This is a genomic window from Rhodococcoides sp. S146-33 (assembly GCF_059489205.1).
Map to the genome: position 1 here is coordinate 1651829 of NZ_JCAJWY010000001.1, position 17243 is coordinate 1669071.

Here is a 17243-nt window from a genome sequence, read left to right on the forward strand (position 1 = left end):
ACGCGGTGCCCGATGTGAGACTGGCGAACGATCGTCAAGTTTGAAATAGTTCGTGACTTGGCCCATCTACGGATGGTTCGGCGACGAATTCAAGTCACACGTCGGGTTCGATCGGCTTTCGCGTACGTCCGGGGTACGCACCGACCGGCCTAGGAAGGATCGGCCCACTATGTTGTGGACGCGCTTCCTGGGCCTCGGTGCGATCGCAGTGGTGGCCTACGTAGTCGCCCCGCAGGAACTACCCCGGAATGCGATCTACGCAATCGTGGTCTCGGCCACAGTGGCGGCGTTCGTGTACCGCTACGTCCGTGAACCTGGTGCGGACCGGCGTACGTGGAAGTACCTGGCCGTCGGCGTCGGCAGTTGGGGCGTCGGGGACGCACTGATAGCCGTGACGAAAGTCGACGGTGCTCGTATGCCGACGTTGTCGGCCGCGGACGCGTTCTACCTGCTGGGCTACGCGATCATCGCAGTCGCGTTCGCCCGGGCCGCCGACGAGAACGGCCTGGTGTTCGGGCTGGAAGAGCTGTACGAATGCTTGATCGTCGCCGTCGGGTTCGGTCTCGTCACCTGGGTGTTCGTCGTGTCCGACGGCTCGGCACGGTCGTTCTCCGAGGCGGTCTCCCTGTGGCCGGCAACGGCGTACCTCACCGTCGACGCGTTCCTGCTGACCCTCGTCGTCAGTTTGTACCTCGTCACGCGGTCGGTCACCGTTCCCTTCCTGGCCGCAGCAGCGGGAGTGGTACTACTCGTTGCCGCCGACTGCGCGTCCTACGCCGCCGCGATCGATATCGAGATCTATCGATCGACGCTTCCGAACGCGATGTGGCTGGCCGCCTACGTCTGCTTCGGCGTCATCGCCCTGCACGACGAGCAGAAGTCGGTCAGGCGGGCCGCCCGGCCCGGTCCGCTCAGGTTCGGCAAGGGGCGGTTTTCCACTCTCTCGGTTGCGGTAGCCGTGACACCGGTGGTGATGACCGTGCAGCTGGCTCGCGGCGTTCCCGTCGGGCAATGGGGCTGGGTCATCGTGGGTTCCTCGGCGTTGGTCATCGTTCTTGTCGGGTTCCGGATGGCGCGTTTCGTGCGGACACTGCGACGGCAGGCTGCCATTCTCGAGGATGTGGCACGCACGGACGCGGTGACCGGACTCGCCAGTCGGCGTCTACTTCGCGAGCGATTGGACTCGATGCTCGCCACTCGCGGTGATTCGGATGTCTTCACGCTGGTGGTCGACATCGACCGCTTCGCGCAGATCAACGAGACGTTCGGTTACAGCGTGGGCGACAGCGTGCTGCGTGAGATCGGCCATCGACTCGTCGCATCGGTTCGATCCGACGATCTGGTGGGACGCCTCGGCGGCGATCAATTCGTGGTGGCGATGTGTCGTCGCCCAGGGCTCATCGACGCGAACGAAACCGCCGCACAGTTGCAGTTCGCCGTCAGTCGCAAGATGTTCGTCCACGACATCAATGTGGCTCTCGACGCGACGGTCGGAATTGCGGCCATCGACGAGTCGTCGGCACGTGCGCGCCGGGAGGTCTGCCCATCGGCTATGCCGGTCGACGGTGAGGCGATGATGCAGCAGGCTCATGTCGCGCTGACCGCGGCCAAGGCGGGGCAGACCCGAGTCGGTCGATACGAACCCGACATGGATCGTGACCGCCACGATCAGATGCGGTTGCTGGGCGAGCTCGACACCGCGATTCGGGATCACCAGCTGCGGGTGTTCTTCCAGCCCTGCCTGGATCTGGAATCGGGCAGCGTCGACCGCGTCGAGGCTCTGCTGCGGTGGCAGCACCCGCGCGAGGGGTTGATCGGTCCGTCGATCTTCCTGCCCGACGCCGAGCGCACCGGCATGCTGCCCGCAATTACCGCGCTGGTGCTCGACGAGGCATTGGCGCAGTGCAGCGCATTACGGCGACGTGGCATCAATCTGTCTGTCTCGGTGAATCTTTCGGTTCGCAATCTGCTCGACGAAACACTCACCGAACAGGTGTCCGCTGCGCTGACCAAGTACTCCGTGCTAGCACATACCCTGGAATTCGAGGTCACCGAGACTACTGCGATGACCGACCCGGTGCGTTCGGTGAACGCGCTGGCATCCCTACGCAGCTTGGGGGTGACCCTCGCGATCGACGATTACGGCACCGGCTACAGCTCGTTGGCGTATCTGCAGAGTCTGCCGGTGCAGACGCTCAAGATCGACCGCTCGTTCGTGTCGAACATGAACACCGACGACACCGATGCGTCGATCGTGCGATCGACCATCGACCTGGCGCGAAGCCTCGGGGTGCGAGTGATGGCCGAGGGGGTCGAGGACGCGGGCACTCTCGACGCGCTTCGATTGCTGGGGTGCGACGGTGCCCAGGGCTACTTCCTGGGTAGACCGATGTCCGCGGAGTTCCTGGCCGATGCCGTAGCGAAACTGGATTCGGAAACGCCGACGAAACTCGAGTGGGAACTCGCTCGCGCGCGCATCTGAGCAACGTTGCTCACGAGGTGGCGGGCACGTCCAACACGACCTCGAACTCGAGCAGGGATGCTCCCGAAGACACCGGTTTGCTCTCACCGGAACCGGCGTGTGCCTGGCGCGACGGCCCACCCGACCAAGCCTGGAACGACTCCTCGTCTTCCCACTGGGTGACGACGAAGTAGCGGGATTCGCCCTTGACCGGCCGGAGTAACTGGAAACCGAGAAATCCGGGAGAGCCGTCGACCGTTCCGGCGCGCGCAGCGAAGCGCTTCTCGAGCTCGGGGCCTGCGCCCTCCGGTACTTCGATCGCGTTGATCTTCACAATGGCCATTCTCGAGAGACTACGCCGCCGTTATGCTCGGCGGTGATGCTCTACGACGAGGGTGGATCCGGACGTTCGATCCTGCTGTTGCACGGGTTGATGGGCAGTGCAGCAACCTGGCGTCGACAGGTTCCATGGCTTCACGAATTCGGGCACGTGCACACCTACGACGCACCGGGGCACCGCCGTCCGGCACCGCCCGAGCTCACCACCGAGTCGTTCGTCGCGGACCTTCTGGAGAATCTGGAGTCGCTGGGCCCGAGTGTGTTGATCGGCCATTCGATGGGCGCGTTGCACGCCTGGTGTGCGGCAGCGCAGCGTCCCGACCTGGTGACCGCACTCGTGATCGAGGACATCGCTCCCGACTTCAGAGGCCGCACCGCCGACGATTGGGCCACGATGATGCGGGCATGGCCGCAACCCTTTCCCGACGCGGGTGCCGTGCGTGAATTCTTCGGAGACGTTGCGGGACAATACTTTCTGGACTCCTTCGAGCGCGACGACGACGGCTGGCGACTGCACGGCGACGTCGACACCTTCGAGGCCATCTCGCAGGAATGGGGTACGCGTCATTTCTGGGACGAGTGGGATGCCGTGAGCGCTCCGGTGTTGCTGATCGAGGGCGAGCACACCATCACCCCGGCCGGGCAGATGAAGCAGATGCATGCGCGCAAGCCCGAATCAGCGTATGTGCGGATCGAGAACGCCGCGCACCTGATTCACGACGAGGCCCCCGAGCGATATCGCACGGCGGTCCAGGAGTTCCTGCGCACACTAAGATGATCCGAATGCCGCTCGCGAAGCTCAACGGAATCGACCTGAACTACGACGTCGCCGGCGACGGACCGCTTGTGGTGCTGGTGATGGGCACCGGTAGTCCGGGAAGAGTGTGGCGAACCCATCAGGTTCCGACCCTGGTGAAGCAGGGCTACCGGGTCGTGACCTTCGACAATCGCGGCATTGCACCGTCTTCCGAGTGCGCAGGCGGGATGATGCTCGACGACCTGGTGGCCGACACGGCTGCGCTCATCGAGCACCTCGGTGGTGGCCCCGCGCGCGTCGTGGGTACCTCGATGGGAGCTCGCGTCACCCAGGAGTTGGCTCTGGCCCGGCCGGATCTGGTGTCGCATGCAGTGATGATGGCCACCTTCGGCAAGACCACCACCTTTCGTGCGCAGATGTCGAAGGGCGAGAAGGATCTGCACGACGCCGGAATCGAACTTCCTGCGTCGTACCGCGCGGCAATGACTGCGATGCAGAACTTTTCACCGAAGACCCTGGCCGACGACAGTGCGATCGGTGATTGGCTGGCGGTCCTCGAATACTCGGGCGGCCGGAAGACGGCGGGAATGCGGGCGCAGGTCGGACTCGAAATGCGCTCCGGAACAGACCGATTGGCTGCGTACCGGGCAATCAGGGCGAAGTCTCTGGTGATCGGATTCGCCGATGACCGCATGATTCCGGTACAGCAGTGCCGCGACGTCGCAGCCGCGATACCCGGTGCGCGCTATGTCGAAATAGCCGACACCGGCCACTTCGGCTACCTCGAACGACCCGATGCGGTCAACGCCGCGCTCGTGGAGTTTCTGGCGTCCTAGCTGTCGCCACCCTCGCCTGCGAGGGCGAACAATCCCGATTCGGTCTGCTCGATCAAGCCATCGGTGAGCAATGAATCGAGAGCTCGGTCGCGTTGCGTCGGGTCGGTGGGCCAGACGATGTCGAGTTGGGCTCGCTCGACCGGGCCGGTGCTCTCGCGCAGCACCGACATGAGTTTGCCGCGAACCTGACGGTCGGTGCCCGCGAACTTCTGGACCTTCTTGGCAGGCCCGGTGTGCGCCGGTCGACCTGCCTCGAGCCAGGCGCACTCCGGCAGCGGGCACAGCAGGCACGCCGGATTCTTGGCGGTGCAGATCAACGCGCCGAGCTCCATCAGTGCCGCCGAGTATCGGGCCGCCCGCGGGACGCTCACCGGAAGCAGCTGCTCCACATCGGCCAGATCTCTTGTGGTGGAGGGATTTCCGGGCTCGGCGCTGCCGTGCTGCGCACGCGCGACAACGCGTCGAACATTGGTGTCCACCACCGGAACTCGCTGACCGTAGGCAAAAGTCGCGACCGCTCTTGCTGTGTAGGCACCGATGCCCGGCAGGCCCAGAAGTGTCTCCACCTCGCTCGGCACCTCGTCGCCGTACTCCTCGGCGAGCACTCGCGAGCACTCGTGCAACCGCAGTGCCCGACGCGGATAGCCCAACTTGCCCCACGCACGGAGCACCTCGGCCTGCGAGGACGCGGCCATCGCCGACGGCACGGGCCACCGCTGCACCCACTGCTCCCAGATGGGCGCAACCCGCACCACCGGAGTCTGCTGCAGCATGATCTCGCTCATCAGGATCTGCCAGGCGCTGACGCCCGGACGACGCCACGGGAGATCGCGTCCGTCGGTGTCGAACCACCCGAGCAGAGCCTCGGCATCGATCGGCAACTGTGCGCCCTTCTCCTCGTGTCTGTGACCGGTACCAACAGTAGTGAACCCGACTCGCCTCGCGCCCGCTGCGCGTGCACAATGAAACCCATGCCTGCTTCGAACCCGATCGCTGCCTGGAAGTCACTCAAGGAAGGCAACCAACGGTTTGTCTCCGGAGAGGTCCTGCACCCATCGCAGGGCATCGAGGACCGAGCTCGCCTCGAGAGTGCTCAGCATCCCGGTGCCATCCTCTTCGGCTGCGCCGATTCGCGCGTCGCAGCCGAGATCATCTTCGACCAGGGCCTCGGCGACATGTTCGTCGTCCGCACCGCCGGTCACGTCGTGGACTCCGCCGTTCTCGGTTCCATCGAGTACGGCGTCGCAGTGCTGAACGCGCCGCTGATCGTCGTACTCGGTCACGATCACTGCGGTGCAGTGCAGGCCACCGTCGATGCGCTCGAAAGTGGTGACGTCCCCGGTGGTTACATTCGCGACGTCGTCGAACGCGTCACCCCGTCTGTGCTCTCGGCTCGCCGCGATGGTTACGCCGCCGTCGACGAGTTCGAGGCCAGGCACGTCGAGGAGACCGGCAACCTGCTGATGCAGCGCTCCCGCATCGTCGCCGAGAAGGTCGAGGCGGGGGAGTTGGCGATCGTCGGCCTGACCTACCAGCTGTCGAAGGGTCACGCGCAGCTCCGTGAGGTCATCGGCGACATCGGCGAACAGCCCGCCTGACCCGGCATTGCCGAGTTCACTGGCGCGACACGCCGCGTGGGCTCAGGGATAGGGAGCGTTCGGCCGCATACGGTTGGTTTCGTGTTGGAACCGAACGGGCCTTTGCCTCCCGAAATCTATTGGCGACGCCGTGCGCTCGCCATCGGTGCGGCCGTGGTCGTGCTCGGATTGATCGTGTGGTTCATCGCCTCGCTCAGCGGCGGTTCCGACGACACCGAGGCCGCACCGGCCGGTGTCGTGTCGGCACCGGCGTCGACGTCCGCTCTGCCGTCACCCAGTTCGTCCGCCACCGCAGGTGATTCCGGTGGTTCGGGTGGCTCCGGCGGCGGCTCGGGTGGATCGGGCGGCTCGGGTGGAGGTACCGACTCTGCAGCCGGTGGCGGCGCAGCGGTGACCACCAGCGGTGCACCGGCTCCGGTGATCGCAAATCAGTGCCCGGACCAGTCGCTCGCGATAAAGGTGACGCCGGAGAAGGCCACCTACCGTCTGGGTGAAGAGCCCGTGTTCACCGTGGTCATCACCAACATCGGCTCCACCGAATGCCAGCGCGACGTCGGTGCCGGTCTGCAACAGGCGCTCGTTTACACCCTCGACAACCAGCGCATCTGGTCCAACGTCGATTGCTTCCCCAACGCCGCGTCCGATCTGCGTACCTTCAAGCCGGGCGAGCAGGCCGGTTTCACGGTCAAGTGGTCGGGTACCAACTCCGTTCCGGGCTGCGGTGAAGAGCGCATCCCGGTGGGAGTCGGCGCGTACCAGGCGATCGCGCAACTCGGCGAGCTCAAGAGTGCGCCGGAGCCGTTCAACATCACCGGCTGAGTACGGTCGAATCTCATGACGACTCCGATAGCCCTCGCCCGTGCCGCCTACAAGACTCTCGAACCTTTTCACGTCACCGCCTACTTCAATCCCGAGTTGGGGACGGCCTACGAGGACACCGGACTCGACGGTCACGCCTGGTACGTCGGTGCACGGGCCGCCCCGATGGGTCCGTGCGCGCCGAGCGTCGTGGCGGCTGCGTTCTACAACTTCAACCCGGCGCTGATCGAGCGTGCGTGGCCGGCCGCTGTGGCCGTCGGCCTGGATGCGGTGTCCGACCGTCGGTGGGCACTGCTCGACTCCGTTCTCGGAACGGCTCTCGGCTCTTTGGCGGACGATGCAGCGCTCGCAACGTTGGCGGGCCGGCTGGGCGATATCGGTGACACCGCCTCCTTCGCAGGCCGTCCTCTCGCGGCAGCGTGGCATTCCGCCGAGCGACCCGACGTGCCGCATCTCGCCCTCTGGCACTCGATCACCGTGCTGCGTGAATGGCGCGGCGACGGCCACCTCGCCGCGTTGATCGACGCAGAACTCGACCCGGTGGAAGCAGCAGTGTTCCACGAGGCCGTTCGCCCGACCCCGCAGGCCGGCCGCCGAGCACTCGGCAAGCGCATCACGCAGCTGACGCGGCAGTGGTCCGACAGCGAATGGGACTCGGCTGCAGAACGACTCGCGACGCGCGGACTGCTCACCACCACTGCCGAAGGTGAGACGTTGACCGACAACGGCACTGCTCTCGATCAGCACATCGAAGATCGCACCGACGCCATGGCGTCGGCAGTGTGGAGAGACGTCCCCGGTGCCGAGGAGCTGATCACGAGCGCACGGCCGTATGTGAAGGCCGTGATCGACGCCGGTTTCCTGCCGGGGACGAAGAAGAAGTCCTAGTCGTACCGGATCTCAGTCGTAAGGACCCGAGATCGAGGCCTCGGCGAGTCTGGAGAGGCCTTCTCTGATGTGTCGAGCCCACAGTCCACCGATGCCGTCGACCGACTGCAGATCGGCGGCGGTGGCGGCGAGCAAACCCTGCAGTGTGCCGAACGCGCCGACGAGTCGATGAATCTGGCTGAACTGCAACCGCGGAACGCGCGTCAGCACCCGGTACCCGCGAGGACTCATCGGGGTGTCGAGGGCCTCGATGGTCGCGGGGTAGCCGAAGGCGCGGGCCAATGTCGTCAGATCCAGCAGATCGACGTCGGTCAGCTTGTCGAGTGCGGCCAGTGCCTTCTCCACCCCGGTGGTGCTCGACGGCTCGTTGCCGGCCAGATAGTCGCGCACGATCAGCTGGCGATCGACGTCGTTGTCGCCCAACAACTCTTCGAGCTGCAGGGCGAGCTGGCGGCCGTCGGTGCCGAGTTCGAGGACGTTCTGCTCGATCTCCACCGACACTCGCCGCACCATCTCGAGTCGCTGTGCGACGGTCAGGGCGTCGCGCAGAGTCACGAAGTCCTCGATCTCGACGACCGAGAGTTGACGAGTGTTGTCGTCGAGCCTGGCCTTGTAACGCTCGAGGGTTGCGACGGCCTGATTGGCGCGCGAAAGGATGGTGGCCGAGCCTTCGACGACGTGTCTGATGCCGCCGATGTACACGCTGACGATGCTCATCGACTGGCTCACGGAGACAACGGGATAGCCGGTCTGCATGGCGGTTCGCTCGGCGGCACGGTGGCGCGTACCGGATTCGACCGTGGGAATCTTGTGGTCGGGCACCAGCTGGACATTGGACCGGACGATCCGCTTACCGTCGGTCGAAAGCACTACTGCGCCATCCATTTTCGACAATTCGCGAAGCCTGGTCGGGGCGAACTCGACATCGAGCTCGAAGCCTCCATCGCAGATCGCTTCGACTTCCTCGTCGTAGCCGAGGACGATCAACCCGCCGGTGCGCCCGCGCAGAATTCGCTCCAGGCCGTCACGCAAAGCGGTTCCCGGTGCGAGCCGAGCGATGGTCTCGCGCAACGCTGGGGACGGCGTGGTGCCCTCCATGGCCAACCCCCTCGTGTTCATGTCGCCGTCGGGTGTGCGGATCTACTCGTGCGAACACAGACTACTGCGCTGCTACCTGCAGGCAGCACGACGAAGAATACCGCCCGGTGTCATACGGGGCGCATACGCGTGTAGGTCAACGCCTCGCCGACGTTGGTGACCGTCTTGACTTTGATGCCGTCGGGTATCGGACCGGCGTCCTCGGGGACGATCGCGTAGTTGAAGCCCAGTCGCGCCGCCTCGGCGAGGCGGCGGCCCAACCCGGCCACGCGTCGCACCTCGCCGGCCAGGCCCACTTCGCCCAGAATCACCATTCCCGCGGGGAGGGGTTGATCGCGCACGGCCGAGGCCACGGCCGCCGCGAGAGCGAGGTCCGCGGATGGTTCGCTGGTGCGCATGCCGCCGACCGTGGCCGCGTAGACCTCGGCCTTGGAGACCTTGACCCCGCACCGGCGTTCGAGAACGGCCAGGATCATCGCCACTCGCGCGTGATCGAGTCCGCTGACCGCACGCCGGGGCGACGGCATCGCGGTGTCGACGATCAGTGCTTGCAACTCCGCCAGTAGTGGCCTTTTGCCGTCCATTGTGACCGTGACGGCAGTCCCGGGGACGGCGTCGCTCCGATGATGAAGGAACAGCCCGGAAGGATCGCTGATGCCGACGATGCCGGTCTCGCGCAACTCGAAGCACCCCACTTCGTCGGACGCGCCGAACCGATTCTTGACGCCCCGGATCATTCGCAGTGTGGAGTGCTTGTCACCCTCGAAGTTGAGGACCACGTCGACCAGATGCTCGAGCGACCGCGGACCGGCCACCGCGCCGTCCTTGGTGACATGTCCGACGAGCAACACCGCTACCCCGGTGGTCTTGGCGAGAGTGGTCAGGGCGCTGGTGATGGCGCGAACCTGCGTGACTCCGCCGATGACACCGTCGACGTCGGCGGCGAGCATCGTCTGCACCGAATCGACGATCAGCAGGCTCGGTTTCACCTGTTCGACATGGCCGAACACCGTGGCCAGATCGGACTCGGCAGCGAGGAAAACGCGCTCGTGTACGGCACCGGTACGGTCCGCGCGCAACCGAACCTGACCGGCGGATTCCTCGCCCGTGACGTAGAGCGCGCGGCGATCCGGTGCCGAGCGGGCCCACCTGTGCACGACCTCGAGCAGCAGCGTCGATTTGCCGACGCCGGGCTCGCCTGCGAGCAGAACGACCGAACCGGGTACCAAACCGCCGCCGAGTACGCGGTCGAACTCGTCGATGCCGGTGGTGTTGGCCTGTGACGTGGCACTGCTGATCGTCGTCAGAGCGGCTGCCGGCGTGGTGGGGATCATGGCGCCGCCGCCGGAACGCAACGCCGACGCGCCTGCGCGGGTGGTCAGGGGAGCGGCGGTGGCCTGGACCTCGTCCATCGATCCCCAGTTACCGCATTCGGGACAGCGTCCGACCCATTTCGAGACCGAGTGATGACACGCAGAGCAGCGGTAGCTCGATTTCAGTTTGACCACGCACGGAGCCTAACGATCGGCACCGACAGGATCGGGGTGGTGGCTATTCGCCTTCGCTGTGCTCGGACACGGCCTCTTCGGAGCGCTCGAGCTCGTGACCGGCATCGACCGGGACGTTGACGACGACCTCGCCTGCGTTCGCGAACTCGAACGTCACCGGCAGTGTCAGGCCCGGCCGAACGTTCTCGCTGATGTCGGCCATCTCGACCTTGATCAACTGAATCGGCAGCAGGGGATCGTCGAGCTGGACGTCGGCGGGCGCACCTGCACCCAAAGCGGTGGACGGTGCGATCTCGGTACTTCCCGATTCCGCCTCGTCGACGATGGTGACCTGCGCCTCGGGGGACGAGATGCCAATCAGTTCGTCTGCAGCAGCGGAGTTGGAGTTGATGGCAGTGAAGCCGAGTTCGACGGTGCCGCCGGGTTCGATGCTGTACTCCTGCGAATCGGGGTACACCACGTGCACGTTGCGCAGCTGGATGTCTCCGACGTCAGCGGAGTTGCCGTTGACAGCAGCGACCTGAGTGGCGGTCTGGGAAATTTGGCCTGCGCCGCACGCGCTGAGGGCAAGCGCGCCACCGGCGAGGAGGGCGAGTGTGGCGGCCACTCTACGAGGGCGGCCAAGCGGTGTCGCAGCGTCGATTGAAGTCACTTCGGTCGTCCTCCATGTGGTGCCGGGCCGGCTCGGTCCATCTCGTCCACTAGGCAGAGTAGTAGTTCTCGTCCATCGACCGCCCGTGGGGTCTGCCGGCGGCCCGATGACGCCAGGTGGGGGTGCCTGTCAGAACAAGAACAGACAGAACGATGCACCTGAAAATGTGGCCCCGGATACACGTCGATGCGTCTGTGTCAACCCCTGATTCGGCACCGCGATGCCCCTGACCTGCACCGTTGATATCAGCCGTGGTATTCTTGATAAATCGAAAGGGGCACTTGTCACATGATTTTCAAGGTCGGAGACACCGTCGTTTACCCCCATCACGGAGCGGCGCTGATCGAAGCGATAGAGACACGCACCATCAAGGGTGAACCGAGAGAGTATCTGGTTCTCAAGGTCGCGCAAGGCGACCTCACCGTTCGAGTTCCCGCGGACAACGCGGAATACGTAGGAGTTCGCGACGTCGTCGGCCAAGAAGGCCTCGACAAAGTCTTCCAGGTGCTGCGTGCACCGCACACCGAAGAGCCCACCAACTGGTCGCGCCGCTACAAGGCGAACCTGGAGAAGCTGGCCTCCGGTGACGTGAACAAGGTTGCCGAGGTCGTTCGCGATCTCTGGCGCCGCGAACAGGATCGCGGACTGTCGGCAGGTGAGAAGCGCATGCTCGCCAAGGCACGTCAGATTCTGGTCGGCGAGCTGGCACTGGCCGAAGGAACCGACCAGGCCAAGGCCGACACCATGCTCGACGAAGTTCTCGCTACAGCTTCGTAGCGTGGACGGTACCGCCGGCGACGTAGTCGCGCTGGTACCCGCTGCAGGCAAAGGCCTTCGGCTCGGACACGACGAGCCGAAGGCATTCGTCTGTCTGGGTACCGATTCTCTCCTGACGCGGTCCGTGGACGGGTTGCGGTCCTCGGGTGCCGTCGATCGCATCGTCGTCATCGTCCCCGCTGATCTTCTCGACGTCGCTCGCAGCCACGTGGGTGCCGATGTCCTCGTCGTGGCGGGTGGTGCCGAGCGCACAGATTCCGTGCGAGCCGGTCTCGCTGCTGTCGGCGACGCATCCATCGTGCTGGTCCACGACGCCGCTCGCGCCCTCACTCCACCGACGCTGATCGCGCGCGTCGTGGCCGAGGTCCGCGCCGGCCGCTCCGCCGTCATTCCGGTTCTGCCGGTCGTCGACACCATCAAGTCCGTGGACCTCATGGGCGCAGTCGTCGGCACACCCGATCGCGCGGGTTTGCGCGCGGTACAGACACCGCAGGGCTTCGACGCGGACGTCCTGCGTCGTGCGTACGACGCCGCCACCGATGTCTCCACCGACGACGCGGGCTTGGTCGAGCGCATCGGCGAGACGGTGCACACCATCGTCGGCGACGCCCTCGCGTTCAAGATCACCACGCCACACGACCTACTCCTGGCAAAGGCGCTCCTATGAGAGTCGGCATCGGCACCGACGTCCATCCCATCGCTCCAGGCCGACCCTGTTGGCTGGCCGGATTGCTCTTCGAGGACGCGGACGGACTCGAGGGGCATTCCGATGGCGACGTCGCCTCCCATGCACTGTGCGACGCGCTGCTGTCCGCAGCCGGTCTCGGCGATCTGGGGTCGGTGTTCGGGACGGGACGTCCGGAATGGGACGGGGTCAGTGGAGCCGCGATGTTGACCGAGGTCAAGCGGTTGCTCGACGCCGACGGATTCACGATCGGCAACGCTGCGGTACAGATCATCGGCAACAGGCCCAAGATCGGACCGCGTCGCGTCGAGGCGCAGGAGGTTCTCTCGCGCGTGCTCGGTGCGCCGGTATCGGTGTCTGCGACCACCACCGACGGGCTCGGTCTGACCGGCCGCGGTGAAGGAATCGCGGCCATCGCGACCGCACTTGTCATGACGGGGTAAAACCACCGGTAGCATTGCTGGTCGTGACCCTTCACCTACACGACACCGAGACGAGGGCCCTGCGGGAATTCACCCCCTTGGTCCCTGGCCATGCATCGGTGTACCTGTGTGGGGCGACGGTGCAGGGAGAACCTCACATCGGTCACGTGCGCAGCGGCGTCGCGTTCGACGTGTTGCGGCGGTGGTTGCTGGCGCACGACTACGACGTCGCCTTCGTCCGCAACGTCACCGACATCGACGACAAGATCCTCAACAAGGCACGCGACGCAGGCCGTCCCTGGTGGGAGTGGGCCGCGACCTACGAGCGGTCGTTCACCTGGGCGTACGACCGACTCGGGGTTCTTCCGCCGTCGGCCGAGCCGCGCGCGACGGGTCACATCACCCAGATGGTCCAGATGATCGAGCGACTGATCGAACGCGGTCATGCCTACGCCGACGAATGCGGCGACGTCTACTTCGACGTGCAGAGCTTTCCCAGCTACGGCGCGCTGTCCGGCCACAAGCTCGACGACGTACACCAGGGTGAGACCGTCGCCGAGGGCAAGCGCGATCCCCGCGATTTCACGCTTTGGAAGGGTGCCAAGCCCGGCGAGCCGTCGTGGCCTACGCCGTGGGGACCGGGTCGCCCGGGTTGGCACCTCGAATGCTCGGCCATGGCGGAGAACTACCTCGGCGCGGACTTCGACATCCATTGCGGCGGGCTCGATCTGGTGTTTCCGCATCACGAGAACGAGCGGGCGCAGTCGATGGCGGCCGGAGACGGCTTCTCGCGGTACTGGCTGCACAACGGGTGGGTGACGATGGGCGGCGAGAAGATGTCGAAGTCCCTCGGCAACGTTCTCTCCGTGCCCAACGTTTTGAAAAAGGTTCGCCCGCAAGAGCTTCGGTTCTACCTCGGTGGCGCGCACTACCGGTCGATGCTCGAGTACTCGGACACCGCGCTCGAGACCGCGGCCGTGACGTATCGGGGCATCGAGGGGTTCGTCCGGCGAGCCGTCGAGCGCGCCGGTGAGGTACCCATGGGCAAGTGGACCGCCGGATTCGCCGCAGCCCTGGACGACGATCTCGGAGTTCCCAAGGCGTTGGCGGAGATTCACGCCACTGTCACCCTCGGCAATACCGCACTCGAGTCCGGTGACCTACCGGCCGCGGTGGAGTACGCGGGAAGTGTGCGGGCGATGCTGGACATTCTGGGCGTCGACCCGCTCGACCCGCACTGGTCCAGCGACAGTGGTTCCGACGCAGCAGCTCTCGGTGCGCTCGGCGTATTGGTCGATGCCGAGCTGGAGCGTCGAGCAACGGCGAAGGCGACCAAGGACTGGGCCGCCGCAGACGAGATACGGACGAGGCTGGCCAAGGCCGGAGTCGACGTGACAGATACACCCAACGGGCCCGAATGGTCGCTGGGTACGAGCAAGACCGACGAAGCAGGTTTGTGATGGCAGGCAATTCGAGTAGGCGCGGCGCAATCCGCAAGGACGGCACCAAGAAGGGGCAGGTCGCCGGTTCCGGAGGCAAGCGGCGTAAGGGCCTCGAAGGACGAGGCGCGACGCCTCCCGCCTCCGAGCGCACCAAGCATCCCGCCGCGCGCCGGGCGAAGCTCGCCGAGAAGTCCGCGCAGAACCGCGGCGGCACCACCGGTGGCCGCGCAGGCAGCAGGCCGGCCGGACGCAAGGCCGAGGACGGCCCAGAGGTGGTGCTCGGCCGCAACCCGGTTGTCGAATGCCTGCGGGCAGGCGTGCCGGCAACGGCCCTGTGGGTCGCAGTGGGGACCGACAGCGACGATCGACTCAAGGAAGCCGTCCAGCGAGCGGGCGATGCGCGCATTTCCATCCTCGAGGTGCCTCGCTCCGACCTGGACAAGCTCAGCGCCAACGGATTGCACCAGGGCCTCGCGCTACAGGTGCCGCCGTACCGCTACGCACACCCCGACGATTTGATCTCGAACGCGCGCACGCACCAGGAACCGGCGCTGCTCGTGGCGCTCGACAACATCACCGACCCGCGCAACCTGGGCGCAGTGGTGCGCTCGGTGGCGGCATTCGGTGGCCACGGCGTCGTGATCCCGCAGCGTCGTAGCGCGAGCGTGTCCGCAGTGGCGTGGCGAACCAGTGCCGGTGCTGCAGCTCGCCTGCCTATCGCGCGCGCGGTCAATCTGACTCGCACACTGAAGGATTGGCAGTCCAAGGGCGTCACCGTCGTCGGCCTCGATGCCGGCGGCGACACCGAACTCGACACCTTCGACGGCAAGGGTCCCGTGGTCATCGTCGTCGGATCCGAGGGCAAGGGCCTCTCGCGTCTGGTCAGCGAGACCTGTGACCACATCCTGTCGATCCCGATGGCAGGGCCGGTGGAATCACTCAATGCATCGGTGGCGGCGGGCGTCGTATTGGCCGACGTAGCTCGGCAACGCAGAGGCTGACGCCTGCTCGGCGTGGTGCCGGTCAAGAACGATGTCGCAGAGCGACTTCGACGCGGGTAGTGCAGTCCCATTTGCGCATGATGTTGCGAAGATGCGAGACCACCGTCCACCTCGAGATGTGCAACCTGGCACCGATCTCGACGTTCGAGAGGCCGGCTGCCACCAGCTCCGCGACCTGACACTCACGGTCGGTCAGCGCGGCGTCGACAGCGGCCGAGGGCGCAGCCGTAGCGGGAAGGGATGTGCGTTGTGCCGATACCGCCTGCCGGGTGATCGATTCCAATGGACGCATGCTCTCGCCGGTCGTGTACATTGCCGCGATTGCGTTCAGCAGAGGACCGGCAGATCCGACCCGGCGGCCGGTCCAACCGGGTCCGTGATCGGCTGCGGCCATCGCCATGACGTGTCGGTGATCGATCTCCAGTGGAGTGGAGGCGAGAATATCGCTCGCCTCCACTACGACGCACCCGGAGTCCCCCCGGACGCCGTGACGGTGAGACGCGGTCGAGTACGAGACCACATGCACGAATGCGTGGGCACCGTGCACCGCTGCGATGAGGTGAGCGGCATCCATACCCGCTCGTGCTCGGGGGGTGTCCCCGGACAGTTGCGCTGCAATTGCCGAGGTGACGTGCAGCCTTGCCAGGACGAGATCGTCACCACCAACGGCTGCATACCCGCCGGCTACGGCGAGAACGTCGTGCGCGTCCGCGAGACGACCGTCGTGAAGCAACCGCGCGATGAGGTCGAGCGTCACGCCGGCCGCCACGCTGTAGGACCCACCGGTCAGCAAGGCCGATGCGACCACGGTGAGTACGGACGCCGGGTCGTACTGCGAGGCCCAGACCGCCGTAGTCATCTCGGCTCGCCACCGCAGCGAACGCGCCTGCGGTGAATCGCGATCGACGGTCTCGAGCAGATGACGGCATATGTAGATGTCGCCGCCGGCCAGACACAGGTGCGCCGAGACCGTCTGCAACCGGGTCCGAAGCGCCTCGTCGACCGACGGTGTCGATGATGCATGTCCCAGCACAGTTCGGACAACACCGTGTAGCGCTCGGTGCAACCCCACCGCTGCGAGCGGGGGCGCGAGCAGTTCGGCGAGGCGTGCGGCATCCTCCCACCGGCCGGCCCGGGCACTTCGCTCCATGGCCACCAGACCGTGTCTACGCAACGATATCGCCGTGGCGGACGCACTCGGAGTGGTTGCTGCGGCCGATAATTCGTCGAGTACCCAGCGATCGATGGTGCGATACATTCGCGAGATCGATTCGGCTCCACCGTTTTTCGTAGCCCAGATACGCACTTCGTCGGCGGCGCTTCCCAGCTGGCTCAGAGCCAGTGCTGCCCGCGTCCCTGTACCGGTGGTCCCGTGTTGCGACGACGGACACCTCGATCGAATCGCTCCCGAATTTCGGAGTTCGTCCAATGCGTCGTCGAGGCGAGTCGCCGCCGGCACCACCGAACGGAGCATCGCCAGGGGTGCGGTACCGGTGCTGAGATGCAGCCACCTCATGACTTCTCGTGCGCACTCGGAACGGGCCAGAGGTTCCGACGCTGTGGTGCGGCACGCCGTCGGGCGCGTGAGACGTTCGACGAACCGCGACCATCGGGCTCCGTTCTGGAGTGCTTCGAGAACCGCGGTGGGGCCCAGGTCGAGGATCGCCGAGGCGCACGCCTCCACGTCGTCGACGGTGATGTCGCCTCCCGTGATCCCGGCGAGCACAGCTGAACCCGGCCCCTCACCGGGAGCCCACGCGCGCCACAACGCGCGTTCGAGCTGCCCGGTCACATCGACCGCAGGCTCTGTCACCACCACATTCGAGCCGAGCACCGATTCGGTCACCCTCGCCCACCCCTCGATCAGGTAGTTCGCGTACCCGGCCTCGCCGGTGTGTGCACGAGCCTGGGGTCGTCTTTGCGAACCCGCTCGAATCGTAGCCGCCGGGCATGGCACAGG

General features: G+C 65.7%; 17 protein-coding genes. 11 read left to right on the forward strand and 6 right to left on the reverse strand.

The features are described from left to right. Positions 1 to 169 precede the first annotated feature (169 nt). A complete protein-coding gene (locus AC5WEY_RS07960; RefSeq protein WP_495645377.1) occupies positions 170 to 2482 on the forward strand; it encodes a putative bifunctional diguanylate cyclase/phosphodiesterase in 2313 nt (770 codons plus the stop codon). Between the two features lie 10 nt (positions 2483 to 2492). Here AC5WEY_RS07960 and AC5WEY_RS07965 read toward each other — a convergent pair whose 3' ends face one another. Then, positions 2493 to 2804 carry an antibiotic biosynthesis monooxygenase family protein gene (locus tag AC5WEY_RS07965; RefSeq protein WP_495645378.1) on the reverse strand — a complete coding sequence of 104 codons (312 nt, stop codon included), beginning with the start codon at positions 2802 to 2804 and terminating at the stop codon, positions 2493 to 2495. Positions 2805 to 2840: 36 nt separating this feature from the next. Here AC5WEY_RS07965 and AC5WEY_RS07970 point away from each other — a divergent pair, with 36 nt between their 5' ends. Both AC5WEY_RS07970 and AC5WEY_RS07975 read left to right on the forward strand, forming a co-directional pair. Beyond that, positions 2841 to 3578, forward strand: a complete 738-nt coding sequence (locus tag AC5WEY_RS07970) for an alpha/beta fold hydrolase (RefSeq protein ID WP_495645379.1) — start codon at positions 2841 to 2843, stop codon at positions 3576 to 3578. Between the two features lie 5 nt (positions 3579 to 3583). Then, on the forward strand, positions 3584 to 4393 hold the full coding sequence (locus tag AC5WEY_RS07975; protein WP_495645380.1) for an alpha/beta fold hydrolase: 810 nt from the start codon (positions 3584 to 3586) through the stop codon (positions 4391 to 4393). Here the strand turns inward: AC5WEY_RS07975 and AC5WEY_RS07980 are convergent. Beyond that, positions 4390 to 5274: an HhH-GPD family protein gene (locus tag AC5WEY_RS07980; RefSeq protein WP_057476694.1), complete on the reverse strand. Its 885-nt coding sequence runs from the start codon at positions 5272 to 5274 to the stop codon at positions 4390 to 4392. The genes AC5WEY_RS07975 and AC5WEY_RS07980 overlap by 4 nt on opposite strands. Before the next feature lie 90 nt (positions 5275 to 5364). Between AC5WEY_RS07980 and AC5WEY_RS07985 the strand changes: the two genes are divergently transcribed. The 3 genes from AC5WEY_RS07985 to AC5WEY_RS07995 all read left to right on the forward strand — a co-directional run bounded on the left by AC5WEY_RS07985 (position 5365) and on the right by AC5WEY_RS07995 (position 7698). Next, the gene (locus tag AC5WEY_RS07985; protein WP_057476775.1) at positions 5365 to 5991 is read left to right on the forward strand and encodes a carbonic anhydrase; all 627 of its coding nucleotides are present in this window, start codon (positions 5365 to 5367) and stop codon (positions 5989 to 5991) included. A gap of 81 nt (positions 5992 to 6072) precedes the next feature. Further along, positions 6073 to 6810, forward strand: coding sequence for a hypothetical protein (locus AC5WEY_RS07990; protein WP_057476693.1), 738 nt, complete (start codon positions 6073 to 6075; stop codon positions 6808 to 6810). A 15-nt stretch (positions 6811 to 6825) separates the two neighbouring features. After that, positions 6826 to 7698: an SCO6745 family protein gene (locus tag AC5WEY_RS07995; RefSeq protein ID WP_495645381.1), complete on the forward strand. Its 873-nt coding sequence runs from the start codon at positions 6826 to 6828 to the stop codon at positions 7696 to 7698. A 12-nt stretch (positions 7699 to 7710) separates the two neighbouring features. Here the strand turns inward: AC5WEY_RS07995 and disA are convergent, their stop codons facing one another. From disA to AC5WEY_RS08010, 3 genes are all read right to left on the reverse strand, one after another. Further along, positions 7711 to 8796, reverse strand: coding sequence for a DNA integrity scanning diadenylate cyclase DisA (gene disA, locus AC5WEY_RS08000; RefSeq protein ID WP_037195049.1), 1086 nt, complete (start codon positions 8794 to 8796; stop codon positions 7711 to 7713). Positions 8797 to 8906: 110 nt separating this feature from the next. After that, positions 8907 to 10304 carry a DNA repair protein RadA gene (radA, locus tag AC5WEY_RS08005; protein WP_032380143.1) on the reverse strand — a complete coding sequence of 466 codons (1398 nt, stop codon included), beginning with the start codon at positions 10302 to 10304 and terminating at the stop codon, positions 8907 to 8909. A gap of 43 nt (positions 10305 to 10347) precedes the next feature. Beyond that, positions 10348 to 10956: a copper chaperone PCu(A)C domain-containing protein gene (locus tag AC5WEY_RS08010; RefSeq protein WP_057476691.1), complete on the reverse strand. Its 609-nt coding sequence runs from the start codon at positions 10954 to 10956 to the stop codon at positions 10348 to 10350. 288 nt (positions 10957 to 11244) lie between these two features. On the opposite strand from AC5WEY_RS08010, the gene AC5WEY_RS08015 reads away from it, so the two are divergent. From AC5WEY_RS08015 to rlmB, 5 genes are read left to right on the forward strand one after another with little or no spacing between them, the layout of a single operon-like run. Beyond that, positions 11245 to 11733 carry a CarD family transcriptional regulator gene (locus AC5WEY_RS08015; protein WP_027494344.1) on the forward strand — a complete coding sequence of 163 codons (489 nt, stop codon included), beginning with the start codon at positions 11245 to 11247 and terminating at the stop codon, positions 11731 to 11733. A 1-nt stretch (position 11734) separates the two neighbouring features. Next, positions 11735 to 12400 carry a 2-C-methyl-D-erythritol 4-phosphate cytidylyltransferase gene (gene ispD / locus AC5WEY_RS08020; RefSeq protein WP_495645382.1) on the forward strand — a complete coding sequence of 222 codons (666 nt, stop codon included), beginning with the start codon at positions 11735 to 11737 and terminating at the stop codon, positions 12398 to 12400. Next, on the forward strand, positions 12397 to 12861 hold the full coding sequence (gene ispF / locus AC5WEY_RS08025; protein ID WP_057476689.1) for a 2-C-methyl-D-erythritol 2,4-cyclodiphosphate synthase: 465 nt from the start codon (positions 12397 to 12399) through the stop codon (positions 12859 to 12861). Before ispD ends, ispF begins: the two co-directional genes overlap by 4 nt. Positions 12862 to 12884: 23 nt before the next feature. After that, entirely contained in the window at positions 12885 to 14300 is a 1416-nt protein-coding gene (gene cysS, locus AC5WEY_RS08030) for a cysteine--tRNA ligase (RefSeq protein ID WP_495645383.1), read from the forward strand. Next, a complete protein-coding gene (gene rlmB / locus AC5WEY_RS08035) occupies positions 14300 to 15283 on the forward strand; it encodes a 23S rRNA (guanosine(2251)-2'-O)-methyltransferase RlmB (protein WP_495645384.1) in 984 nt (327 codons plus the stop codon). Before cysS ends, rlmB begins: the two co-directional genes overlap by 1 nt. A 22-nt stretch (positions 15284 to 15305) precedes the next feature. On the opposite strand, the gene AC5WEY_RS08040 is transcribed toward rlmB, so the two are convergent. Then, on the reverse strand, positions 15306 to 17129 hold the full coding sequence (locus AC5WEY_RS08040) for a helix-turn-helix transcriptional regulator (protein WP_495645385.1): 1824 nt from the start codon (positions 17127 to 17129) through the stop codon (positions 15306 to 15308). Positions 17130 to 17243 lie beyond the last annotated feature (114 nt).

Bases quoted from the DNA above. Each gene is read 5' to 3' on its own strand.
- rlmB (WP_495645384.1), top strand. From the start codon at position 14,300: ATGGCAGGCAATTCGAGTAGGCGCGGCGCAATCCGCAAGGACGGCACC.
- AC5WEY_RS08015 (WP_027494344.1), top strand. From the start codon at position 11,245: ATGATTTTCAAGGTCGGAGACACCGTCGTTTACCCCCATCACGGAGCG.
- AC5WEY_RS07995 (WP_495645381.1), top strand. From the start codon at position 6,826: ATGACGACTCCGATAGCCCTCGCCCGTGCCGCCTACAAGACTCTCGAA.
- AC5WEY_RS07975 (WP_495645380.1), top strand. From the start codon at position 3,584: ATGCCGCTCGCGAAGCTCAACGGAATCGACCTGAACTACGACGTCGCC.
- AC5WEY_RS07965 (WP_495645378.1), bottom strand. From the start codon at position 2,804: ATGGCCATTGTGAAGATCAACGCGATCGAAGTACCGGAGGGCGCAGGC.
- AC5WEY_RS07985 (WP_057476775.1), top strand. From the start codon at position 5,365: ATGCCTGCTTCGAACCCGATCGCTGCCTGGAAGTCACTCAAGGAAGGC.
- AC5WEY_RS07960 (WP_495645377.1), top strand. From the start codon at position 170: ATGTTGTGGACGCGCTTCCTGGGCCTCGGTGCGATCGCAGTGGTGGCC.
- disA (WP_037195049.1), bottom strand. From the start codon at position 8,796: ATGGAGGGCACCACGCCGTCCCCAGCGTTGCGCGAGACCATCGCTCGG.
- AC5WEY_RS07970 (WP_495645379.1), top strand. From the start codon at position 2,841: ATGCTCTACGACGAGGGTGGATCCGGACGTTCGATCCTGCTGTTGCAC.
- ispF (WP_057476689.1), top strand. From the start codon at position 12,397: ATGAGAGTCGGCATCGGCACCGACGTCCATCCCATCGCTCCAGGCCGA.